This window comes from Streptomyces sp. NPDC014889 (assembly GCF_043081205.1).
In the GTDB taxonomy this organism is placed as follows: domain Bacteria; phylum Actinomycetota; class Actinomycetes; order Streptomycetales; family Streptomycetaceae; genus Streptomyces.
In genome coordinates this window covers 151,680-173,707 of sequence record NZ_JBIBWH010000001.1, presented here as the reverse complement: position 1 = coordinate 173,707, position 22,028 = coordinate 151,680, and the positions used below count along the sequence as shown (strand labels likewise).

Below are 22,028 nucleotides of genomic sequence, written 5' to 3'. Positions count from 1 at the left end.
GCCGACGGCCGTGCCGCGTGCCCCAGAATGCGCTCGACACGCCCCCTCAGCGTTCCAGGATCACCCGGCCGCCGACCTCGATCCAGCCGCCCGGTTGGGGAGCCGTGAGGATTTGTGAGCCCGTGCCCTGGGTGATGTTCAGGGCTCGGTCCAGGTGGGCCGTCAGGAGCAGGGCCGCCGCGCCTGTTGCCTCGTCCTCCTCGATGCCGTCGTCGCGGCCGGGGAAGGCGCGGGCGCGGATGCGGCCGGCGGACTCGTCCTCCCAGGACCAGGCGTAGAGCCAGTCGCCGGGCGGCGGGACGGGCAGGTCGTCGACCTCGGCCGCGGTGGCGTACTGGCGCAGGGTGCGGGGCGGGGCCCACTCCGGGCGGGCCTCGATCCAGGTGAACTCGCCGTCCAGGCGGGTGCCCACGACGCCGGCGGGGGTGATCAGTTCCGGCACGTCCAGGAGCCAGGCGACTCCGACGCACGGGTGGCCCGCGAACGGCAGGCGCAGGGTCGGGGTGAAGATGTCGATGAGGCCGCGCTCGGGGTCGTCGACGAACACCGTCTCGCTGAAGCCGAGTTTGGCGGCCAGTTCCTGGCGGTCGTCCCGGTCGGGAACGCGCGAGCCGTCGCGGACGACACCGAGTTCGTTGCCGTAGCCGCCGCGCGGCCCGCAGAAGACGCGCAGCACGTCGTAATCCGTCACCCGGGCATTGAAGCATCGCGGCGGCGGTGCCGTCCGGAACGGGACGGTACCGCCGCCGACGCGGATCAGGCCTGCGTGTCGCGCCGCCTGCGCAGCGCGAAGAGCACGCCCGCGCCCGCCGCCACGGTCGCCGCGGCGGCCGCGCCCAGGGCGCCCACCGGGACGCCGGCGCCGGTGGCGGCCATGCTGCCGCCGATGCCGCCGGTGGTGGAGCCGATGCCCCCGGTCGTCGAATCGGTGCCGCCGGAGGAGCCCGTGCCGCCCGTGCCGGAGCCGCCGCCCGACGTGCCGTTGCCGGAGGGGAGTTCGGCGTCCTTGGTGAGGGCGACGGACAGGTTCACCGGATCGAGCGCGGTGCCCTTGGCGTAGAAGCCGCCGAAGGCCTTGGCGCCGGCCTCGGTCAGCGTCGCCGTCACGTCGTTCACGGTGATGACGTCGTTCTTGGCGGTGAGCTTGGTGGAGGCGGCCTTCAGGTCGGCCAGGACCACGTTCGCCGACTTCTCGCCGAGGCTGTCGACATCGGCGGTCAGCTTCCCGGACCCGCCGTCGAGGGTGGCCCGGACATGGTTGAGGGTGAGGTCGAGCCCGTAGCCGCCGCTCTCGCCCTCGCCCTGGTGGCCCTTGAAGTTCACCGCGCCCTTGAACGCGGCGGAGAGGGTGCCGGCCTCGGTGTCGTAGCTGCCGGTGGCGTCGGCGAAGGTGAACGCGCCGTTGCCGGACGCCTGGGAGGCGCCGTCCGACGCCGTGATCCGGCCCTTGGCCACCGGGCCCACGACATAGCTGCGGAAGGAGTCCTTCACACCCCAGGTCAGCCTGCCGTCGGCTATGTCGCCCCTGGAGGGGGCGGCAGCGGTGGAGGCGGTCGGCGAGGTGGACGCCGTGGGCTTGGCGCTCGGGGATGCCGAGTCGCCGGGCTTCGGGGACGACGGGTTGCCGGTCTCCGACTCGCTCGGCGAGGCCGACGAGGTGGGCGAGGACGTCGGTTCGGGCGAGGTGGTCTCCGACTCGCTGGGCGAAGGGCTCGGCGACGTCGTGCCCTGCTTCTTCACCACGGACAGCGGATCGCCCGCCGCGCCCGCGTAGTTGGAGCCGCCGAGGAAGGTGCCGGCCTCGGCGGTGAGGGTGGTGGCGAGGTCGCTCATGTCCGCGCCGGTCGGTGCCGCGACCGTGGCGAACGGCACGTCCTGCTGGGTCGGGCCGTCGTCGGCGGTCAGGTCGGCGGTGAGGACGCCCGTGGCGCTGTCGTACTGGAAGTCGCTCAGCACCCGCTTGAACCCGTGCACCGGCGACTCGGAGACGAGGGTGCCCTTGAAGGCCAGGTGCAGCGTGTGGTTGGTGCTGTCGTAGGTGCCCTGGCCGTCGGTGAAGGTGAAGACGCCGTTGCCGTCGGCCTGCGAGGCGCCGTCCGTGACGGTGAACGTGCCCTTGGTGTAGGGGCCGGTGACGTAGGTGCGGTACGACTCCTTGATGCCCCAGCTCAGTTCGTAGCCGGTCAGGGGCACGGAGGCCGCGGCGGCACCGGGGGCCGCGGCCAGGGCGGCGGCGCTCAGCGCGGTGGCCGTGGCCAGGGCGGCGGCGAACATCACGGGCCGTCTGCGGGCGCGGGGGGCGGTGGTGGGCATGACGGTTCTCCTCGTTACGGGGCCCGCCGGTGGGGCGGCGCGGGAAAGGGGAATCAGACGTGGGGGTTGGGGAGGGAGGGAAGGTCCAGGGGGCCGTGGCGGCCGGGGTCCTGCGGGGCTCGTGCTCAGCGGGCCGGACGGCCGCAAAGGGTCAGGACCCGCCGGACCGCTCCTCGTCGGCGCCGGGGCCGGAAGCCGCGGGACCGAAGGCCGAGCCGGAATCGGCGCCGGAACCGGAGTCGGCGGCACCGGAGTTCACGGAGACGCCGGAAGCCGCGGCCGGCACGACGGCGGCCGTGCGGTTCCTGCGGCGGTACAGCGCCGCCCCGCCGAGTGCCAGCACCAGCACGCCTCCCGCGCCGAGCGCGACCGGCAGGACCGGCGTGCCGTCGTCGGCGGTGGCCGCGACCGGCTCGGCCGAGGGTGCGGGGGCGGCCGTCGTGGGGGCGGGCGCTGCGGTGTCGGCGACCGCGCTGCCCAGGTCCGGCAGGGCGGGCAACTCGGCGTCGGCGGTGAGGGCGACGGCCAGGGACACCGGGTCCATCGCGGTGCCCGCCGGGTACATCCCGCCGAACGCCTGGGCGCCGCGGGCGGTCAGCTCGGCCGGCGCATCGGTCACCTTCGCCAGGCCGTCGCGGGCGGTCAGGTCCTTGGCCGCGAAGGTGACCAGCGGGACCTTCCTGCCGGTCAGGCGATCGCTCGTCACGTCGGCGTAGAGCGTGCCCGTGCCCTTGGCGACGGTGACGCGGACGGCGCTCAGTTCCAGGTCCAGGCCGTGCGCGCCGGTGAAGCGCACGGTGCCCTTGAAGGTGGCGTCGAGCGCGCCCTTGTCGTACGTGCCCCGGCCGGCGGGGAAGCGGAAGAGGGCGCCGCCGTCCTGGGCCCCGTCGGTCAGGGTCCACTTGCCGCGGGCGATGTCGCCGGTGACGTACTCGCGGAAGGTGCGGCGTACGCCCCAGTCGACGGCGCCGTCCACGAGCGCCTGGTGCGAAGTCGCCTTCTTCTTCACGGACGTGGTCGGGGTGGGCGTGGGCGAGGGGGCCGCCGCCTTCGCGGCCGGGCGTACGTCCGCCGCGAGGCTCACCGCGTCCAGCGGGGTTCCGGCCGTGTAGTAGCCGGCGAAGGACCGCGCGCCCTGGGGGGTGAGGGTGGCGGGCAGGTTGTTGAGGACGACGGCGTCACCGCCGCCCCTCATGTCGATCCCGCCGAGGGAGAGGGTGGCGAAGGGCACCTGCGCGGAGGTCGTGACCCTCCCGGTGTCCTTCGCCTTGCTGACGACGTCCACGTAGAGCGTGCCGGTGGAGCCGTTGACGCTCACGGTGGGCCGGCTGAGGGTGAGGTCCAACTGGTACCCGCCGTTCGCCTTCTGATGGCCGACGAAGCGGACACCGCCGGAGAAGGAGGCGCGGAACGCGCCCGTGGCGCCGTCGTAGGAGCCGGTCGCCGAGTGGAAGCGGAACGAGCTGCCGCCGACGGTCGCGGCACCCCCGGTCAGGAAGAAACTCCCCTTGGCCACGGGCCCGGTGACATAGCTCTGGAAGGAGGACTTGATGCCCCAGTCCAGCCGGCCGCCCTGGACGGTACGGCTCTCGGCGTGCGCGGCGGTGGCCGGCAGCAGGACCGCCGAAACAGCCGCGGCGAGCACGGCGAGAGCCGTGAACGACGCGGTGACCAGAGCGCGAAGACGCGCGGGCATGGGGAACCTCCCGATCCACAGCCGGTAGCAAACGAAGGTAAGGCTAACCTAAGATGTGCCGGTCGGATGCTGGCAGTACACCCCAAAAGGAACGGACGGAACCGTGCGACGCTTGCGCACCACACTGGCGGGAGCACTGGCGTCCGTGCTCGCCCTCACCCTGACCGCTGCCGGTTGTTCCGGCTCCGGACCCTCCGGCACGGACCGGGGATCCGCCGCGAAGACGGCGGCCGCCGCCGTCGTCGACACCCGTGTCGAACCCCTCGCCGGCACACCCTCACCCCGGCTGCCCGTCACGGTCCGCTCCGCCGACGGCAAGGAGGTAACCGTGAAGAACGCGCGCAGGATCGTCCCGCTGTCCGGAAGCCTCAGCGAGATCGTGTTCACGCTGGGGCTCGGCGACCGGGTCGTCGCCCGCGACATCACCGCCACCTTCCAGCAGGCGGCGGAGCTGCCGGTGGTGACCCGCAATCACGACGTGTCCGCCGAGAGCGTCCTGTCCCTCGCCCCGGACCTGGTGCTGGCCGAGACCACCAGCGGGCCCGTGGAGGCCATGGACCAGATCCGCGCCGCGGGCGTCCCGGTGCTCGTGGTGAAGGCGGCGACGGGCCTCGCCGACGTGGGAGCGCGCATCCAGGCGGTCGCCGGCGCGCTCGGCGTCCCCGCCGCGGGCAAGGAGCTGACCGGGCGCTCCCAGGACCGGATCGACGCCGTGCGCGAGGCGATCCCGGCGCACGCCGACCACCCCCGCGTCGCCTTCCTGTACCTGCGCGGCTCGGCTTCCGTCTACCTGATCGGCGGCGCCAGGTCCGGTGCGACCTCGCTCATCGAGGCGGCGGGCGGGATCGACGCGGGCGCCGACTCGGGGCTGACGAAGGACTTCACCGCCATCACCACCGAGGCGCTGGCGAAGGCCGCCCCGGACGCGATCCTCGTGATGAGCAAGGGCCTCGAATCCGTCGGCGGCCTCGACGGGCTGGTGAAGATCCCGGGCATCGCCCAGACACCGGCCGGCATGGAGCGCCGGGTCGTGTCGGTCGAGGACGGCGTGCTGCTCAACTACGGCCCGCGCACGGACCAGGTGCTGCGCTCGATCGTCGACCAGCTCTACGCGGGCGGTGCCCGGTGACGGCGCTGGACGACAAGCCCGTACGCCCCCTCCAGGCGCCACCCGCGCCCGCCGGACGGAAACGGCGCGGCGCGGCCTGGTTCCTGACGGGTGGTCTGCTGCTCGGTCTGCTCGTGCTGGTGCCGGTCGCCGCCGGGACCGGCGCGTACCCGATTCCGACCGGCGAGGTGCTCTCCTCCGTGCTGCACCGGATCGGCCTCGGTGGCGGCGGTCTCGACCGGGTCCCGGAGTCGGTGCTGTGGAACGTGCGTTTCCCGCGCATCGCGCTGGCCCTGCTCGTGGGCGCCTCGCTGGGCTGCGCGGGCGCGCTGATGCAGGGCGTGTTCGGCAATCCGCTGGCCGAACCGGGCGTCATCGGGGTCTCCTCGGGCGCGGCGGTCGGCGCGGTCGCCGCGATCGCCCTCGGTCTCGACTTCCTCGGCACCTGGACGGTCTCGGTGGCCGCCTTCGTCGCGGGCCTGTGCACGGTGCTGCTGGTGTACGCGATGGCGCGTTCGGGCGGCCGTACGGAGGTGGTGACGCTGATCCTCACCGGGATCGCGGTGAACGCCTTCGCGGCCGCGCTGATCGGGCTGTTCCTGTTCTTCGCGGACTCCGCCGCGGTCAACCAGATCACCTTCTGGCAGCTCGGCTCGCTCTCCCAGGCCACCTGGCCGAAGGTCATGGCCGTGCTGCCGTGCGCGGTGCTCGGACTGGGCGTCGCGCCGCTGTACGCGCGCCGCCTCGACCTGCTGTCGCTCGGCGAGGGTCCGGCCCGGCACCTGGGCGTGGACGTGGAGCGGCTGCGCGTCGTGCTGGTGCTGGTCATCGCCCTGCTGACCGCGGCGGCCGTCAGCGTCGCCGGCATCATCAGCTTCGTCGGCCTGGTCGTACCGCATCTGCTGCGGATGGTGGCCGGGCCAGGGCACCGGTTCCTGGTGCCGGGCAGCGCCCTGCTCGGCGCGCTCGTCCTGCTCGCCGCGGATCTGGCCGCCCGTACCGTCGCCGCACCCGCCGAGCTTCCGCTCGGCGTCCTCACCGCACTGGTCGGCAGCCCGTTCTTCTTCTGGCTGCTGCGCCGCACCCGCCGCAGGCAAGGAGGCTGGGCATGAGACTGCCGAGGATCCGACCGGTTCCCCCCGCCCCGGCCGGGCCCGGGGACGTGCTCGCCGAGACGGAGGCGCTGCGGGTGCGCCGGGGTCACCGCGATGTGCTCAACGGCGTCGACGTCACGGTCCGCGCCGGTGAGGTGCTGGCCCTGGTGGGCCCCAACGGCGCAGGCAAGTCGACCCTGTTGGGCGCGCTCGCCGCCGATCTCCCGCCCACGGGGGGCGTGGTGCGCGTGCACGGCCGTCCGGCCCACGAGTGGTCCGCGCCCGAACTCGCGCTGCGCCGGGCCGTGCTGCCGCAGTCGGCGGCGCTCTCCTTCCCCTTCCCCGTCGAGGAGGTCGTACGGATGGGCCGTGCCCCGCACGCGTCCTCGGCCTCCCCGGACGAGGACGAGCGGATCGTGGCCGAGGCGATGGCCGCCACCGAGGTGACCGCGTTCGCCGCGCGCCCGTTCCCGGCGCTCAGCGGCGGTGAGCGGGCCCGGGTCGCGCTCGCCCGGGTGCTGGCCCAGCGGGCGCCGCTGCTGCTGCTCGACGAGCCGACCGCCGCGCTCGATCTGAAGCACCAGGAGATGGTGCTGCGGCTGTGCCGGGCAAGGGCGCACGCCGGTGACGCGGTCGTCGTGGTGCTGCACGATCTCGGACTGGCCGCCTCGTACGCGCACCGGGTCGCGATCCTGTGCGCCGGCCGTGTAGTGGCCGACGGCCCGCCCACCGAGGTCTTCTCCGAGGAACTGCTCTCCCGGGTCTACGACCAGCGGGTCGAGGTGCTGCCGCATCCGCGTACGGGCGCGGTCCTGGTGACCCCCAGACGGAGCCGTTGACTTGCCCTTGACCACCCCTTTGCCTTTTCATGACACATTCGCGATCAGCTCGTTCCCGTACGCCGATCATGAGACAGGAATCACGGTCCGCGCGGGTAGGAATGAGGTAAGCCTCGGTTAAGTTAGGCAAGCCTCACTAACGGTCGTGGGGTGTCAGGTCACCTTCCAGCCACTTCCGGGAGCCCTCGTGCGAGCCGTCCGCTTCTCCGTCATCACCGCCGCAGCCGCGGTCGCGCTGACCGCCGTGACGGCCTGTACGCAGAAGAGCGGCGCCGAGAGCGCCGACCGCGTGGTCGACGTGACCGCGAAGGACGACTCCTGCGAGGTCTCGAAGAAGGAATTCCCGGCCGGGCACGTGGAACTCGCCGTCGAGAACAAGGGCTCGAAGGTCACCGAGGTCTACCTCCTCTTCCCGGACGACCGGATCGTCGCCGAGCGCGAGAACATCGGCCCCGGCATCAAGCAGAAGGTCACCGCCGAGGTGAAGGCCGGCGACTACCTCATCGCCTGCAAGCCGGGCATGAAGGGCAAGGGCATCCGCCAGGAGGTCAAGGCGACCGGCGGCCAGGTCGCCAAGCGCGACCCGAAGCTGGACGCGGCCGTCGCCGACTACCGCCAGTACGCCCAGGACCAGGCCGACGAGACCCTGCCCCGCGTCGAGGCCTTCGTGAAGGCGATCAAGGCCGGCGACGTGCCGGCCGCCAAGAAGGCCTACGCGATCTCCCGCCTCGGCTGGGAGCGCACCGAGCCGGTCGCGGAGTCCTTCGGCGACATCGACCCCAAGGTCGACGTCCGCGAGGACGGCCTGGAGGACGGCCAGAAGTGGACCGGCTGGCACCGTCTGGAGAAGTCCCTGTGGAAGGACGGCAGGATCGGCTCCGAGGAGAAGACGCTCGCCGACCAGCTCCTCGCCGACCTCAGGGACTGGCAGCAGCGGGTGGGCACCGCCGAGATCACCCCGACCTCCATGGCCAACGGCGCCAAGGAACTCCTCGACGAGGTCGCCCGGGGCAAGGTCACCGGCGAGGAGGACCGCTACGCCCACACCGACCTCGTCGACTTCAAGGGCAACGTGGAGGGCGCGCAGAAGGCGTACGAACTCCTCAAGCCGGTCGCCTCGAAGAACGACCCGGCGCTGGCCAGGGAGCTCGACAAGCAGTTCGCCGCGCTCGAGGCGCTTCTCGACAAGTACCGCACGGACAGGACGTCGTACGAGTTCGTCTCCTACGACAAGGTCGGCAAGGACGACCGCAAGGAGCTCTCGGACGCGGTGAACGCGCTCGCCGAGCCGCTGTCCAAGCTCGCCGCGGCCGTCGTGAAGTAGTGAAGAAGAGGCTGGAGATGACCGAGACCCAGGGCAGCTCTCCGTCCCGCCGCGCCGTGATCGGCTGGGGCGGCGCGGGGATCGCGCTCGGCGCCGTCGCGGCCGGCGGCGCCGTGGCGATGACCAGGACCGGCTCCGACCTGGACCCGGTCGGTGCGGACGCGGGCGGCGCGGTGGACTTCCACGGCGCCCACCAGGCCGGCATCGCCACACCCGTGCAGGACCGGCTGCACTTCGCCGCGTTCGACGTGAAGACCGACGACCGCGCCGAGTTCGTACGGCTGCTGAAGGACTGGACGGCCGCCGCACGCCGGATGACCGCCGGCAAGGAGGTCGGCGAGGGCGCGTACGGCGGACTCCCCGAGGCGCCGCCCGACGACACCGGCGAGGCGCTGGGCCTCCACCCCTCGCGGCTGACGCTGACCATCGGCTTCGGTCCCTCGCTGTTCGAGAAGTTCGGCCTGGCGGACAGGCGGCCGGCCGCCCTGGTGGACCTGCCCAGGTTCCCCGGCGACAACCTGGACCGCTCCCGCACCGGCGGCGACCTGTGCATCCAGGCCTGCGCGGACGACCCGCAGGTCGCCGTGCACGCGATCCGCAACCTGGCCCGCATCGGCTTCGGCAAGGTCGCCGTCCGCTGGTCCCAGCTCGGGTTCGGCAAGACCTCCTCCACCACCCCGGACGCCCACACCCCGCGCAACCTCTTCGGGTTCAAGGACGGCACCCGCAACATCGCGGGCACCGAGACCGCCCGGCTGACGAAGCACGTCTGGGTCGGCGACCAGGACGGCGGCGCGAACGACGCCTGGATGCACGGTGGTTCGTACCTCGTCGCCCGGCGCATCCGGATGAACATCGAGACCTGGGACCGGGCTCCGCTCCAGGAGCAGGAGGACATCTTCGGCCGGGACAAGGGCGAGGGCGCGCCGGTCGGCAAGCCCAAGGAGCACGACGAGCCGTTCCTGAAGGCCATGAAGCCCACCGCGCACGTACGGCTCGCGCACCCCGACTCCAACGACGGCATCACGATCCTGCGCCGCGGCTACTCCTTCACCGACGGCACCGACGGCCTCGGCCGTCTGGACGCCGGACTGTTCTTCCTGGCCTACCAGCGCGACCCGCGTCACGGGTTCATCCCGCTCCAGCGCAGGCTGGCGGCGTCGGACGCCCTCAACGAGTACATCCAGCACGTGGGTTCGGCGGTCTTCGCGATCCCGCCCGGCGTGCGTGACACGCACGACTGGTGGGGCCGCACCCTGCTGTCCGAGGAGGCGTGACCCTTGTTCTCCAACTATCTGATCGGCCTGCGCGAGGGGCTGGAAGCCAGCCTCGTCGTGTGCATCCTCATCGCCTATCTGGTCAAGACCGGCCGCAGGGACGCCCTGAAGCCGATCTGGACCGGCATCGGCATCGCGGTCGCCATCGCCATGGGCTTCGGCTGCGTCCTCGAATTCGGCTCCCAGGAGCTGACCTTCGAGGCGAAGGAGGCGCTCGGGGGTGGCTTGTCGATCCTCGCGGTGGCGCTGGTGACCTGGATGGTCTTCTGGATGCGGCGCACCGCCCGGCACCTGAAGTCCGAACTGCACGGCAAGCTGGACCATGCGCTGGCGATGGGCACGGGCGCGCTGGTCGCCACCGCGTTCCTCGCCGTGGGCCGTGAGGGCCTGGAGACGGCACTGTTCGTGTGGGCGTCCGTGCACGCGGCCTCCGACGGCACCCCGCGCCCGCTGATCGGCGTCGCCCTCGGCCTGGCCACGGCGGTCCTGCTCGGCTGGCTGTTCTACCGGGGCGCGCTGCGGATCAACCTCGCCAAGTTCTTCACCTGGACCGGCGCCATGCTGGTCGTCGTCGCGGCGGGTGTGCTGGCGTACGGCCTCCACGACCTCCAGGAGGCCGCCTGGGTGCCGGGGCTTGGCAACCTGGCCTTCGACGTCAGCGGCGCCGTCCCACCGGACAGCTGGTACGGCACGCTGCTGAAGGGCGTGTTCAACTTCCAGCCCGACCCGACGGTGCTTCAGGTCACGGTGTGGCTGCTGTACTTGGTCCCGACGCTCACGTTCTTCTTCGCCCCGGTAGGGTTCCCCTCCGGGAAGAGGAAGGTGACGGTGGCTGATGAGCAGGGTTCGCGGCCCTCACAGGCTTCGCAGGCTTGAGCGTTGGGCGACGGCGACGGTCACGGCGGCCGCGCTGACGCTGACGGCGAGCGGGTGCGTGGTGGTGCACGGTGAGCGTGAGGTGCTTCCGGCCACCACCCCCGCGGAGGCCGCGAAGGCGCTGAGCCGGTTCACCGACGCCTACAACGCGGCCGACAAGGCCTACGACCGCACCCTGGACGCGGACTTCGTCGTCGGCGCGCTCGGCGCCATCGACGGGGCGCGGCTGAAGGCCGGGCGCACCAACCATCCGGACGGCAACCCCGCGCACACACCGCTGACGCTGACGGACGCCAGGTTCACCATCCCGCAGAAGGCGGGCTGGCCGCGCTGGTTCCTCGCCGACGCCAAGGGCAACAAGGGCGGCGGCCAGCGCTGGCTGCTGGTGTTCCTGCGCTACGGCGTCACCGAGGAGTGGCGGGTGGCGTACCTGACGCTGATGGCCCCCGGGGACATACCGGAGTTCCGGAAGGACGAGGACGGCCGGGCCGAGGCCCTGCCCGAGAGCAGCCCAGAACTGGCGGTCGTTCCCGGCGACCTGAGCCAGGACTACGCGACCTACCTGAGCAACGGCGGGGACACCTTCGCCGACGGCCCGCACACCACCGGCTGGCGCAAGCTGCGCGACAAGGCGGCCAGCCGGCCGGGGCTGGCGCGGCAGTACATCGACCAGCCCAGGACGGACGGCGCGTTCGCCCCTCTGGCGCTGCGCACCGCGGACGGCGGGGCCCTGGTGTTCTTCACCACCCGCCACTACGAGAAGCAGACCGCCGCCGAGGGCGCCTCCGTGCCCACGCCCAACAAGGACGTCCAGGCGCTCACCACGGGCGAGGTCAGGCAGTCCCTGACGATGGAGTTCGTCTCCAACCAGGCGGCTCTCGACCCGCCGAAGGGCGCGGCCGGACAGCAGGTGTCGATACTGGCCCGGGTCCAGGGCCTGACCTCGGCCCAGGGCGAGTAGCCGCCGGGAGCTCGCGGGCCCCGGCGTCTCAGTGGCGCAGGGGCCAGGTCGTGGAGTGGGGATCCGTCGCCTGTGCGGCGTGGCGGGCGCAGGCGTCGGTGAGGGGTTCCAGCAGGCTCAGGGGGTCCGGGAGGGCGTACTCGGGGCCGCGCAGCCAGCGCACCTGCTGGTCGTCGTCGCCGGGCAGGCGGGCCGGCGGCACCAGGACGTAGGAGCCGCGGCAGTGCCAGCGCAGGCCCGGGTGCTCGTCCATGGTCTCCGGGTGGCAGTCCAGCTCGCAGGGCCACCACTCGTCCTCGTCCTCGGGCGTGCCGCGGGTGAGGGTGAAGAACAGCATGCGGCCGTCGTCGCTCACCGCGACCGGACCGACCTCGACGCCCTCGGCGAGCAGCCGCTCCAGGGCCTCGCTCCCGGCCTCCATTGGCACGTCGAGGACGTCGTGCACCATTCCGGTCGCGGTGATGAAGTTGGCCTGCGGCTGGTGCCGGGCCCAGCGCTCGATCTGGGCGCGGTCGGTGGTCGACTGCGTCTGCCAGGCGAACGACACCGGGTGCCGGGCGGGTGTGGGACAGCCGACGCGGTCGCAGGAGCAGCCGTATCCGGTGGCCGGGTGCGCGGCGGGCGCGAGGGGCAGTCCCGCGGTGGCGGCGGCGAGCAGCAGGTCCTCACGGCCGCCGTCGCCGGCGGTCTCCTTGGGGCGGCGTCCCCGCAGCCACCTGGTGAGTTTGCCCTCCCGGCCGGTACGACCGCCGAACTCCGCGCTCATTTATCCCCTGACCTCGCTGGTGTGGACAGCATGTCCCATGGTCCCACCATCCTCCGCCTCGGGGGGCCGGAGCCCGCAACCGGGGTGGCCGGGGCGGTGCTCAGCGCGGTGCGAGCCCGTACAGCGCGTAGTCGACGAGAGTGTCGGTGTACTCGTGGGAGATGGGCGCGGTGCGCTGGAGCCAGCGCTGGGCGAGCGGGGAGACGAAGAGTTCCAGGGCGATGCGCGGGTCGATGCCGGGGCGTACGGCGCCGGCTTCCTGGGCCGAGCGGAGCCTGCGGACGTACAGCTCCAGTTGCGGCTCGAGCAGCTGGGCCACGAACCGCCGGCCGAGCTGCTCGTTCACCATGCCCTCCGCGGTCAGCGCCCGGGCCGGTGCCTCGAACACCGGGTCGGAGAGTTCGTCGACGGTGGCGCGCAGGACGGCCTTGAGGTCGGCGGCGAGGTCGCCGGTGTCGGGGATCCCGTCGCCCTGTCCGTCGCCCTGCCGGGCAGCCGCCTGTTCGCCGAGGTCGAGGAACGCCTCCAGGAGCACGTCCGCCTTCGAGGGCCACCAGCGGTAGATCGTCTGTTTGCCCACCCCGGCCCGCGCGGCGATCCCCTCGACCGTGGTCTTCGGATACCCCGTCTCGGCGACAAGCGCGAGGGCGGCGGCGTAGATCGCGCGCCGGGACTTCTCGCTGCGGCGGCCGGCGTCGGGGACGGGCTTGTCGGGCATGCGCCGACGGTAGCAGCCAGGTGAGACGGCGCGTCTCGCCGCTCCCGCCGGAGGGGGCCCGGTGGCTAGCGCGCCGGGTCGGGGGGCGGCCAGGAGGCGCCCCAGTCCGTGTCGCGGGCCGCCTTGTACAGGTCGCCGTGGCGTTTGGTGACCGTCTCACGGCGCAGGCCCTCGTCGGGCGCGCACAGGTTGAGCAGGACCTGGCCCTTGCGGATCTGGGGGCGGCGGACGACGCGCGCGGGGGCCGGGGCGACCGGGAAGCGGGTGGCGGCGACGTAGCTGAACTTCTCGTCCTCGTAGGCGAGGGAGCCGCCCTTGACCTGCCGGTGCAGGGAGGACCGGCTGACCCGGGCGGAGAAGTGGCACCAGTCGGTGCCGGGCACGATCGGGCAGGCGGCGCTGTGCGGGCAGGGCGCGGCGATCCGGAAGCCGGCCGCGATCAGCCGCTCCCGGGCCTCGATGACGCGGGCGTAGCCGTCGGGTGTGCCGGGTTCGACGACCACGACGGCGCGGGCGGCGGCCGCGGCCGCGTCCACGACGGCGGCGCGGTCGGGCGCGGTCAGCTCGCCCAGGACGTAGGAGACGGTCACGAGGTCGGTGTCGTCGAGGGTGAGCGCCGCGCCGATCCGGGCCCGCTGCCAGCGGGCGTCCCGCAGGGCCGGGTCGGCCTCGGCGATCTCGCGGCCGAGGGCGAGCGCGGGCTCTGCCCAGTCGAGCACGGTCACCGGGCGGACGCCGTCCCAGGTGGCGGCGGTGGCCCAGGCGGCGGCGCCGGTGCCGCCGCCGACGTCGGTGTGGCTGCGGGGCGACCACTCCGGCGCGGCCTCGGCGAACGCGGCCAGCGCCGAGCGCACCGCCTCGAAGGTGGCCGGCATCCGGTACGCGGCGTACGCGACCACGTCGGCGCGGTCGCGCAGGATCGGCGCGTCGGTCGGGGTGGTCCCCCGGTAGTTGGCGATCAGCCGCTCCACGGCCCCCGCGGCCTGCCTCGGCGGCAGCCCGTCGAGCAACCCGGAAAGCGCGTTACGGAGAGTCTCCGACGGCGGTACAACGTCGTTCACCGTGCGATTCTCTCAGGTCCGGCGGACCCCCTGAACCGTCGGCGCCGGCGGTTCAGGAACGGGAGCGGGAGCGGGAGCCCCGCACGACAAGCGCGTCCCGGCCCGGCGGGGCGCCCGGAGCAGTCGACCGCTCAGGTCCGGCGGGCGCCCCTGACCGCTCGGGCCAAACGGGTCGCCGCCCTCGCCCGTGGGTCGCTCGACGGGGGCCGGCGGCGGGGGTGGACCGTGTTGGCGAGGAGGACCAGGAAGGTGTCCGTGGCCCGGTCGAGGGTCAGGGACGTGCCGGTGAAGCCCGTGTGGCCGGCTGCTCCGTGGCCCGCCAGCTCGCCCATGAACCAGGGCTGGTCCACCGCGAAGCCCAGGCCCGGCGGGGTGAGGAGCAGGTCGACGAAGTCGGGGCCGAGGATCCGGGCGGGGCCGTACGAGCCGCCCGCGAGCAGGGCGCGGCAGAAGACCGCGAGGTCGGGGCCCGTCGAGAACAGGCCCGCGTGGCCGGCCACACCGCCCAGCGCCCAGGCGTTCTCGTCGTGGACCTCGCCGCGCAGCATCCCCCGGTCCGCCTTGGCCCACGGCCGCCGCTGGTCCTCGGTCGCCGCCGCGCCGGGGCACGGACCGAAGCGGGTCGACGCCATGCCCAGCGGGCGGGTGATCCCGTCGCGGACCAGGACGTCCAGGGTGCGGCCGGTGATCCGCTCCAGGACGCGCTGGAGCAGCAGCGGGTTGAGGTCCGAGTAGGTGTACGTGCCGGGCACGCCCGCCGGCGCCTCCGCGCGCAGCATCGCCGACCGGGCGGCGGCGTCGGGGCAGTCGTACAGCGGGAGTTCGGGGCGCAGCCCGGAGGTGTGGGTGAGCAACTGCCGTACGGTGACGCCGTGCGCGGCGGCCGCCCGGAACTCGGGCAGGTACGCCCCCACCCGCGCGTCGATGCCCAGCGTGCCCCGCTCGATCTGCTGCACGGCGGCGACCGCGGTGAACAGCTTGGTGAGGGAGGCCAGGTCGAACGGCGTGTCCACGGTCATCGGCACCCGCTCGGCGGGCGGCAGTTCGACGCCCCGGTCGGTGGCGGGGTCGTAGGACGCGTACCGCACCGCCCAGCCCGCCGCCTCGGCGACGGCGACCACCGGGCCGCGCCCGGCGACCACGACGGCGCCGGCCGCCCAGGGGTGCTCCCCGGTGGTGAGGTCGTGGACCTCGCGGACGAGGTGACGCAGCTCGGCGGGGTCGAGTCCGGCCCTCTCCGGTGTGTCCCCGCGCAGTCTCGGTGCGCTCAGCTCTCCTCCTGCACGCTCTCGGCCGCATGTGGCCTCCAGGGACGGCACATTCCCATGAAGCAGGCGAGCGCCACCAGCGCGGCCACCAGTTGGACCAGCGCCATGGGCACGGCGGTGTGCTCCCCGGCGATCCCGACCAGCGGGGAGGCGACCGCGCCGATGAGGAAGGAGGACGTGCCGAGCAGGGCGGACGCGGAACCGGCGTGCTCACGGGTGCGCATCAGGGCGAGCGCCTGCGTGTTGGGCAGGGTGACGCCCATCGCGGACATGAGCACGAACAGCGCGGCGGCGACGGGCGCCAGGCCCACGTGACCGAAGACCCCCGTGGCCATCAGCAGCAGTCCGGTCGCGGCCAGGATGACCACCAGGAGGCCGACGGCCAGCACCCGGTCGAGGCGGACCCGGCCGACCAGCACCCGGCCGTTGACCTGGCCCACGATGACCAGCCCGACCGAGTTGAGCCCGAACAGCAGGCTGTACGTCTGCGGGGAGGCGCCGTAGATCTCCTGGATCACGAACGGCGAGGCGGCGATGTACGCGAACAGCGCGGCGAAGGCGAAACCGCCCGCGAGCAGGTACCCGGTGAAGGCGCGGTCGGCGAGCAGCCGGCGCATCGAGCCGAGCGTCTCGCCCACCCCGCCGCCGTGTCGCCGGGCGGGCGGCAGGGTCTCCGGCAGGCGGGTCCACACGACGACGGCGAGCAGCGCGCCGACCACCGTGAGGACGACGAACACGCCCCGCCAGTCCGTCACCCGCAGGATCTGCCCGCCGATCAGCGGCGCCACGATCGGGGCGACCCCGGATATCAGCATCAGGGTGGAGAAGAAGCGAGCCATGGCGACGCCGTCGTACAGGTCCCGGACGACCGCGCGGGCGATCACGATGCCGGCCGCGCCCGACAGTCCCTGGGCCAGCCGGAAGGCGACCAGGGTCTCGACGTTCGGGGCGAACGCGCACAGCGCGGTGGCGAGGACGTAGACGGCGAGCCCCGCCAGCAGCGGTCGGCGGCGCCCCCACCGATCGCTCATCGGGCCGACCACCATCTGCCCGAGCGCCATGCCGGCCAGGCAGGCGGTCAGCGTGAGCTGGACGGTCGCGGCCGGCGCGTGCAGGGACCGGGTGACCTCCGGCAGGGACGGGAGGTACATGTCCATCGCGAGCGGAGGCGTCGCCGTCAGCCCGCCGAGGATCAGCGTCACCAGCAGCCCGGCACGGCGGGCCGAGCGCGCCGGCGGGCCGGCGAGTCCCCGCTCCGGTACGGCCGTCCGCGGCGCGTGCGGTGCGGGCGCCCCACCCTCCGACATGTGTGTCCCTTCCTCTCCCGGCCCACTCGTGGCCCTCTTCGGCACTCTTCGGCCCGCTCCGGGCTCCTCGGCCGATCCGCCGCCTATGCTCTCAGCTCGTACACCGTGCCGAGGAACGCGTGAGCGAGGGTGGGGTCCGGGATGTCGGAAGTGTCCGGGGTGGCGGAACAGAGGGTGCGCTGGGGCGTTCTGGCGACCGGCCAGATCGCGGCGGCGTTCACCGCGGACCTGGTGGACCTGCCGGACGCCGAGGTCGTGGCGGTGGCCTCGCGCACCGAGGCGCCGGCGAAGGCGTTCGCGGAACGGTTCGGGATCCCGCGGGCGTACGGCGACTGGGAGTCGCTCGCCCGGGACCCGGACGTGGACGTCGTCTACGTCGCCGCCCCGCACACGGCCCACCGGGCGGCCGCCGGCCTGTGCCTGGAGGCCGGGCGGAACGTGCTGTGCGAGAAGCCGTTCACGCTGAACCTGCGGCAGGCCGGGGAACTCGTCGCGCTCGCCCGGGAGCACGACCGGTTCCTGATGGAGGCCATGTGGATGTACTGCAATCCACTGGTACGGCGGCTGAAGGCACTGGTCGACGACGGCGCGATCGGCGAAGCGCGCACCGTTCAGGCCGACTTCGGGCTCGCCGGCCCCTTCCCGCCCTCGCACCGGCTGCGCGACCCGCACCTCGGTGGCGGGGCGCTGCTCGACCTCGGCGTCTACCCGGTGTCGTTCGCGCAGTTGCTGCTCGGTGAGCCGTCGGACGTGACGGCCAGGGCGGTGCTCTCCGCGGAGGGCGTCGACCTCCAGACCGGCGCACTGCTCTCCTGGACGAACGGAGCGCTGGCCCAACTGCACTGCTCCATCACCGGATCCACCGCGACCTGCGCCTCGGTCACCGGCTCCAAGGGCCGGATCGACGTGCCCTCCGGCTTCTTCCACCCCGAGCGTTTCGTGCTGCGCCGGCACGGCCGTGACCCGGAGGAGTTCACCGCGGACCCGGCCGACGGTCCGCGCACCACCCTGCGACACGAGGCGCGGGAGGTGATGCGGGCCCTGCGCGCGGGCGAGACGGAGTCGCCGCTCGTGCCGCTGGAGGGCACCCTGGCGGTGATGCGGACACTGGACGCGGTGCGTGAGCGGATCGGCGTGCGGTATCCGGCGGAGGCGGACGGACCGGACACCGGGCGGGCCCGGGAGGCCGCGCTCGCCTGAGTGGGCACTCACGGGCATCCGTATGGCGGACAGTGGATTCCGCGTGGCGGACCGTCCTCGTACGCTCCGGTGCCATGACCGACAGGCAATCGAAGATCGCGGTGGTGACCGGAGCCGGCTCGGGCATCGGGCGGGCCGTCGCCGTGGAACTGCTGTGCGCGGGCTGGTCCGTGGCCCTGGCGGGACGCCGCCCCGGGACGCTCGGGGAGACGGCGGCGCTCGCCCCGGGGGCCGCCTCCCTCGCCGTACGCGCCGACGTGGCCCGGCCGGACGACGTGGACGCGCTGTTCGCCGCCACCGTCGAACGGTTCGGACGGGTCGACCTGCTGTTCAACAACGCGGGCACCTTCGGGCCGGGCGGCGTGCCGGTGGAGGACCTGTCCTACGAGGCGTGGCGGCACGTGGTGGACACCAACCTCAACGGGGCCTTCCTCTGCGCGCAGGCCGCGTACCGCCGGATGAAGGAGCAGGACCCGCAGGGCGGCCGGATCATCAACAACGGCTCGATCTCGGCGCACACGCCCCGGCCCCACTCGGCGCCCTACACCGCGACCAAGCACGCCCTGACCGGCCTGACCAAGGCGCTCTCCCTGGACGGGCGGCCTTACCGGATCGCGGTCGGACAGATCGACATCGGCAACGCGGCCACCGACATGACGGCCCGGATGGAGTCGGGCGCCCTCCAGGCCAACGGGGAGGTGGTCCCGGAACCCGTGATGGACGTCGCCGACGTGGCGCGCACCGTGCGGCACATGGCGGAGCTGCCGCTGGAGGCGAATGTGCAGTTCGCGACCGTGCTGGCGACGACGATGCCGTACGTGGGCCGGGGCTGAGCCGCCCGGAACGGGCCCGAACGGCGCGGGATCGGCGGCGACCCGGGCCGCAGGCGGGCGATCCACACAAGCGGAGTTCCAAGTTCCGCACCGTCGGGGCCGGTGGCACACCTATGCTCGACAACTCCTCCATCGGAGCTTCACAGATGGAGGAGCGCGCTTCCGTCGGCCGGGTCCAGAGCCACATCCCGGGGGAGGGAGGCGGCAGCCGTTCCACGGCACCGGGCGGGGGGGGACCTCGTGGCGGGACCGCGGGATACGCGCCGGTGCGTGGAACGGCTGCCGCACGTACGGCTCAGCGCCGGTGGCGTCCCCCGGACGCGGCGGCCGCGGCCCGGCGCCGGCGCAGCGCCCACACGCCGCCGGTCAGCAGCGCGACCGTCCCGCCCGCGCCTTCCAGCAGCCGCCAGGCCGAGGGGCTGCCGTCCGCCGCCGCGCCAGGCGGCCCCGCGGCGGCCGGCGCCGCCCGCTTCACGGGCCGGGCGCCGGGGTCCGCCTTCTTCCCGCCCGGGTCCGCCTTCTGCCCGCCCTCGCTCAGCGGTTCGACCAGCGTGCCGACGGGCTGCGCGGAACTCCCCTGCGCGAAGCCCCAGTCGAGCAGGGCGGCGGTCTCCTCGTAGACGGCGTTGCTGCCGGTCGCGGGGTTCAGCACCGTGGCCAGCAGGGTGCGGCCACCGCGTACGGCCGCGCCGGTGAAGGTGTTGCCGGCGTCGCTGGTGTAGCCGTTCTTCACCCCGATCAGGCCGTGGTACGCCTTCAGGCCCCACGCTCCGGTCAGCAGGCGGTCGGTGTTCTGGATCCCGAAGGTCCTGCGCCGGCCGGCCGGGAAGTCGGCGGCGCGCGTGCCGCAGTAGCCGCGGAAGTCGGCGTTGCGCAGCCCGTGCCGGGCGATCAGCGTCAGGTCGTACGCCGAGGAGAGCTGACCGGGGTGGTCGAAGCCGTCCGGGCTGACCACGTGGGTGTCCAGGGCCTGCAGGTCCTGGGCCCTGGCCTGCATCTCGGCGACCGTCTTCGCCACCCCGCCGTTCATGTGGGCGAGCACGTGCACGGCGTCGTTGCCCGAGCGCAGAAACACGCCCTGCCACAGCTGCTCCACCGTGTAGGTGGCCCCGGCCTGGATCCCGACGAGGCTGGAGCCCATGGGGATGTCGGCCAGCTCGGCATCGGTGACGGTGTGCCGCTCGGCGCGGTGGAACTTCCTCAGCACCGTGTCCGCGAACAGCATCTTCAGCGTGGAGGCGGGCGCGAGGCGCTGGTGCGCGCGGTAGGCGGCGAGCACGTGCCCCGTCTCCCAGTCGGCGAGGAGCCAGGCACGGGCGGTGAGCCGGCCGGGCAGTGGGGTGGCGCCGCTCACCTGCACCTCCGTACGGGCCAGCCGCTCGCCGCCGATCACGGTGCCGGCGCGGGCGGGCACGGCGGCCACGGCCGGGCCGGTGGCGGTCACGGCGGCCAGCGGGGCGGCCGTGGCGAGGGTGAGCAGGGAACGCCGGGACAGGTGGGGGGACCGAGAGGAAACACGCACCCCGGGACCGTACAGAGCGATCCTGAGCCCGTGCACGACATGTCCTCAAAGGCTGATCAAAAGATCATCAAAGGACGAGTCACCCGATGCCCTGTCGTATTGCGCCGCCGTCGCGCTCACCGCCCGCTCAGCGCACCAGGATGCGGTCGGTCTCGGCCAGCTGGGCGGCGGTCAGTGGGCCCTTGGCGAGGGCGCCCGCGTTCTCCTCGGCCTGGGCGACCGAGCGGAAGCCGGGGATGGGCACGGTCCGCCCGCTGCGCGCCCACAGCCAGGCCAGGGCGCCCTGCGCGAGCGTACGGCCGCCGCTGGTCAGGATCTCGCGCACCGCCTCGACCCGGGCCAGCCACTCCGGGTCGGCGCCGGAGCCGTCGCCGAAACCCTTCAGCCAGACGGGCGGCCGGCTGCGGATGTCACCCGCCTTCAGGGGCGCGCGCCCGGCGTGCTTGCCGGTGAGCAGTCCCATGGCCAGCGGGCTGCGGTTCACGCTCGCGAGGTCCTGCTTCTCGCACAGCGCGACCATCCCGGGGGCGTCCTGGAGCACGTTCAGCGCGTGCTGCACGGCCGCGCAGTGCTCGCCCTCGGCGAAGACGGCCGCGCGGTCGGGGTCGTCCGTGCTCCAGGCGTACGCCCGGATCAGTCCCTCGGCCACGAACTCCTCGCAGGCGTCCCGAAGGGCGGCCGCGTGGCCGGGAGAGGCGTCGGAGATGTGCAGCTGGTACAGGTCGACGTGGTCGGTACCGAGGCGGGCGAGGGACGCGGTGAGCGCGCGGCGCGCGTGCTCGGGGGTGGCGTCCTGGCCGTCGGCCGTGCGGGTGCGCTCGTCGAACAGGTTGCCCCACTTGGTGGCGACGACGACCTCGTCCCGGCGCTTGCCCAGGGCCCGCCCGAGCAGCCGCTCGCTGTGCCCGCAGCCTCCCCCAAGCTCTTAAGGAGCAGGGGGGACCCCCATCGTCGGCCGTGTCGAAGAACGTGACGCCGAGGTCGAGGGCGCGCCGGACCGCCCGTACGGACTCCTCGTCGTCCACCGTGCCCCAGCCGAGCGGCTGCCCGTCCGCCGACCGCCACTCACCGCCGATCGCCCAGCATCCGAAGCCGAGCGCGCTGACCTCGATCCCGTCGCGTCCCAGTGTCCTTGTGAAGGTGGTGGTCTCCATGCCCCGGAACGCTACGAGTTGAAGCGCACACGAGGGCAAGGCCGCCACTCGAACGGCACCCAGGACAGGCCCGCGCGGTGTGGGCGGTGCGACGGTGGACACCCGGAGTCCGAAGCCGCTGCTCTTCCGCCGTCTGCCTGGGGAGTCACCGTGACCTGTTACGACCGACGTGATCTGGGCCTGCTGCTGCTCCGGCTGGGTACCGGCGGCGTGCTGGCGGCGCACGGAGCGCAGAAGCTGCTGGGCTGGTTCGGCGGGGGCGGGATCGAGGGGACCGGCCGGTTCATGGAGTCCGTGGGCTACCGGCCGGGGAAGGCGAGCGCGATGGCGGCCGGGCTGTCGGAGGCCGGCGGCGGTCTGCTGCTGGCCATGGGCCTGGCGACCCCGGCGGCGGGAGCGGCGGCGGCCGGCGCGATGGCGGGGGCGGCGGCGGTGCACGCGCCCAGTGGCTTCTTCGCCCAGAGCGGCGGCTACGAGTACGCCGCCTCGCTCGGCCTGACCTCCGCGGGCCTGGCGATCACGGGCCCCGGCCGGCTCTCCGTGGACCACGCCCTCGGGCACGCCGTCAACCGCGGCTGGATGGTCCCCGCGGCGTTCGCGACGGTGGCCGCGGCGACGTCCGTGATCCTGGGCGCGCGCGTACGGCGGCTGCGCCAGGAGAAGGAGGGCGAGCAGGAGGTGCTCTTCGAGGAGTAGCGACAGGCGCTTTCG

The 22,028-nt window shown here is 73.5% G+C and carries 19 protein-coding genes and 1 pseudogene; 10 read left to right on the top strand and 10 right to left on the bottom strand.

The annotated features are described in order from the left end of the window. Positions 1-46: 46 nt before the first annotated feature. From ACF09J_RS00815 to ACF09J_RS00805, 3 genes are all read right to left on the bottom strand, one after another. The gene (locus ACF09J_RS00815; RefSeq protein WP_392303215.1) at positions 47-691 is read right to left on the bottom strand and encodes a PhzF family phenazine biosynthesis protein; all 645 of its coding nucleotides are present in this window, start codon (positions 689-691) and stop codon (positions 47-49) included. A gap of 65 nt (positions 692-756) precedes the next feature. After that, complete coding sequence (locus tag ACF09J_RS00810) at positions 757-2,313, bottom strand: HtaA domain-containing protein (protein WP_392303214.1); 1,557 nt, start codon at positions 2,311-2,313, stop codon at positions 757-759. Between the two features lie 151 nt (positions 2,314-2,464). Next, on the bottom strand, positions 2,465-4,009 hold the full coding sequence (locus ACF09J_RS00805; RefSeq protein WP_392303213.1) for an HtaA domain-containing protein: 1,545 nt from the start codon (positions 4,007-4,009) through the stop codon (positions 2,465-2,467). Positions 4,010-4,121: 112 nt separating this feature from the next. On the opposite strand from ACF09J_RS00805, the gene ACF09J_RS00800 reads away from it, so the two are divergent. The 7 genes from ACF09J_RS00800 (at position 4,122) to ACF09J_RS00770 (ending at position 11,488) form a co-directional block, all read left to right on the top strand. Next, the gene (locus ACF09J_RS00800; protein ID WP_392303212.1) at positions 4,122-5,138 is read left to right on the top strand and encodes a hemin ABC transporter substrate-binding protein; all 1,017 of its coding nucleotides are present in this window, start codon (positions 4,122-4,124) and stop codon (positions 5,136-5,138) included. Beyond that, the gene (locus ACF09J_RS00795) at positions 5,135-6,229 is read left to right on the top strand and encodes a FecCD family ABC transporter permease (RefSeq protein ID WP_392303211.1); all 1,095 of its coding nucleotides are present in this window, start codon (positions 5,135-5,137) and stop codon (positions 6,227-6,229) included. Before ACF09J_RS00800 ends, ACF09J_RS00795 begins: the two co-directional genes overlap by 4 nt. Beyond that, entirely contained in the window at positions 6,226-7,050 is an 825-nt protein-coding gene (locus ACF09J_RS00790) for a heme ABC transporter ATP-binding protein (protein WP_392303210.1), read from the top strand. The genes ACF09J_RS00795 and ACF09J_RS00790 overlap by 4 nt, the downstream gene beginning before the upstream one ends. Positions 7,051-7,237: 187 nt before the next feature. After that, entirely contained in the window at positions 7,238-8,374 is a 1,137-nt protein-coding gene (gene efeO / locus ACF09J_RS00785; protein WP_392303209.1) for an iron uptake system protein EfeO, read from the top strand. Between the two features lie 17 nt (positions 8,375-8,391). Next, entirely contained in the window at positions 8,392-9,651 is a 1,260-nt protein-coding gene (gene efeB / locus ACF09J_RS00780; RefSeq protein ID WP_392303208.1) for an iron uptake transporter deferrochelatase/peroxidase subunit, read from the top strand. 3 nt (positions 9,652-9,654) lie between these two features. Then, positions 9,655-10,527: an iron uptake transporter permease EfeU gene (efeU, locus tag ACF09J_RS00775; protein ID WP_392303207.1), complete on the top strand. Its 873-nt coding sequence runs from the start codon at positions 9,655-9,657 to the stop codon at positions 10,525-10,527. After that, positions 10,487-11,488 carry a hypothetical protein gene (locus tag ACF09J_RS00770; RefSeq protein WP_392303206.1) on the top strand — a complete coding sequence of 334 codons (1,002 nt, stop codon included), beginning with the start codon at positions 10,487-10,489 and terminating at the stop codon, positions 11,486-11,488. Before efeU ends, ACF09J_RS00770 begins: the two co-directional genes overlap by 41 nt. 28 nt (positions 11,489-11,516) lie before the next feature. On the opposite strand, the gene ACF09J_RS00765 is transcribed toward ACF09J_RS00770, so the two are convergent. The 5 genes from ACF09J_RS00765 to ACF09J_RS00745 form a co-directional block, all read right to left on the bottom strand. Next, on the bottom strand, positions 11,517-12,254 hold the full coding sequence (locus ACF09J_RS00765; RefSeq protein ID WP_392303205.1) for a bifunctional DNA primase/polymerase: 738 nt from the start codon (positions 12,252-12,254) through the stop codon (positions 11,517-11,519). A gap of 100 nt (positions 12,255-12,354) precedes the next feature. Next, positions 12,355-12,972, bottom strand: coding sequence for a TetR/AcrR family transcriptional regulator (locus tag ACF09J_RS00760; protein ID WP_392303204.1), 618 nt, complete (start codon positions 12,970-12,972; stop codon positions 12,355-12,357). A 65-nt stretch (positions 12,973-13,037) separates the two neighbouring features. Further along, the gene (locus ACF09J_RS00755) at positions 13,038-14,033 is read right to left on the bottom strand and encodes a small ribosomal subunit Rsm22 family protein (protein ID WP_392303203.1); all 996 of its coding nucleotides are present in this window, start codon (positions 14,031-14,033) and stop codon (positions 13,038-13,040) included. A gap of 131 nt (positions 14,034-14,164) precedes the next feature. After that, positions 14,165-15,352, bottom strand: a complete 1,188-nt coding sequence (locus tag ACF09J_RS00750) for a serine hydrolase domain-containing protein (RefSeq protein WP_392303202.1) — start codon at positions 15,350-15,352, stop codon at positions 14,165-14,167. Then, entirely contained in the window at positions 15,301-16,608 is a 1,308-nt protein-coding gene (locus ACF09J_RS00745; protein ID WP_392303201.1) for a multidrug effflux MFS transporter, read from the bottom strand. Before ACF09J_RS00745 ends, ACF09J_RS00750 begins: the two co-directional genes overlap by 52 nt. Positions 16,609-16,749: 141 nt before the next feature. Between ACF09J_RS00745 and ACF09J_RS00740 the strand changes: the two genes are divergently transcribed. Then, a complete protein-coding gene (locus ACF09J_RS00740; protein WP_392303200.1) occupies positions 16,750-17,808 on the top strand; it encodes a Gfo/Idh/MocA family protein in 1,059 nt (352 codons plus the stop codon). A 74-nt stretch (positions 17,809-17,882) separates the two neighbouring features. Beyond that, a complete protein-coding gene (locus ACF09J_RS00735; RefSeq protein ID WP_392303199.1) occupies positions 17,883-18,641 on the top strand; it encodes an SDR family oxidoreductase in 759 nt (252 codons plus the stop codon). Positions 18,642-18,936: 295 nt separating this feature from the next. On the opposite strand, the gene ACF09J_RS00730 is transcribed toward ACF09J_RS00735, so the two are convergent. Next, complete coding sequence (locus ACF09J_RS00730; RefSeq protein ID WP_392303198.1) at positions 18,937-20,163, bottom strand: D-alanyl-D-alanine carboxypeptidase family protein; 1,227 nt, start codon at positions 20,161-20,163, stop codon at positions 18,937-18,939. 127 nt (positions 20,164-20,290) lie between these two features. Then, positions 20,291-21,317, bottom strand: a pseudogene (locus tag ACF09J_RS00725) (aldo/keto reductase). 150 nt (positions 21,318-21,467) lie between these two features. On the opposite strand from ACF09J_RS00725, the gene ACF09J_RS00720 reads away from it, so the two are divergent. Further along, positions 21,468-22,013 carry a DoxX family protein gene (locus ACF09J_RS00720; RefSeq protein WP_392303197.1) on the top strand — a complete coding sequence of 182 codons (546 nt, stop codon included), beginning with the start codon at positions 21,468-21,470 and terminating at the stop codon, positions 22,011-22,013. Positions 22,014-22,028: the final 15 nt, after the last annotated feature.